We start from the raw sequence: 793 nt of genomic DNA on the forward strand, positions 1-793 counted from the left end.
GGCCAGGCCTGCGGCCTCCAGCCAGGGGCGCAGCCGCGCGCAGCCGTCGAACTCCACGCAGATATCGGCCTGGGTGCAGCCTTCGCGCACCACGTCGGCGTCGGCGCGGGCGCCCAGGGCCAGCTGCAATGCGTCGATCAGGATGGATTTGCCGGCGCCGGTCTCGCCGGTCAGCACGGTGAAGCCCGCATGCCAGTCCAGATCCAGGGCCTGCACGATCACGAAGTCGCGCAGAACGATGCGCTTGAGCGCCATGGTCAGGCGCCTCCCTCGTTCCAGCCCAGTTTCTTGCGCAGCGTGGCGAAGTAGTTCCAGCCCTTGGGATGCAGAAAGCGCACGCTGTGGTGGGCGCGGCTCACAAGGATGCGGTCGCCGTGCTGCAGCGAGGCCAGGGACTGCATGTCGAAATTGGCGCTGACATCGCGCCCGGCCACGACCTCGATCGTGACCTCGTTGGCGTCGGACAGCACGATGGGGCGGTTGGACAGGTTGTGCGGCGCAATGGGTGCCATCACCCAGGCGGGGATGGAAGGGTGCATCATCGGTCCGCCAGCGGACAGCGCATAGGCCGTGGAGCCCGTGGGCGTGGCCACGATCAGACCGTCGGCGCGCTGGTTGGAGACAAAGCGGCCGCCCACCTCGATGCGCAGCTCCACCATGCCCGAGGTGCCGCCGCGGTTGACCACCACGTCGTTCATGGCCAGGGCCTCGAACACGCACTGGCCGTCGCGGATCACGCGGGCGCACATCAGGGGACGCAGGTCCTCCTCGTATTCGCCCTGCAGCATGGGCG

The 793-nt window shown here is 68.5% G+C and carries 1 protein-coding gene and 1 pseudogene; both read right to left on the reverse strand.

Features of this window, described 5'->3' with window-relative positions; genetic code table 11:
* Positions 1 to 255, reverse strand: a 255-nt coding sequence (locus JHD82_RS29000; protein WP_199140347.1) for an AAA family ATPase, incomplete at its 3' end; no start/stop codon positions are given.
* Positions 256 to 257: 2 nt separating this feature from the next.
* Positions 258 to 793, reverse strand: a pseudogene (locus tag JHD82_RS29005) (NAD(+)/NADH kinase); the annotation flags it as partial.

Source organism: Delftia sp. ASV31 (genome assembly GCF_016428765.1).
In the GTDB taxonomy this organism is placed as follows: Bacteria; Pseudomonadota; Gammaproteobacteria; order Burkholderiales; family Burkholderiaceae_C; genus Comamonas; species Comamonas acidovorans.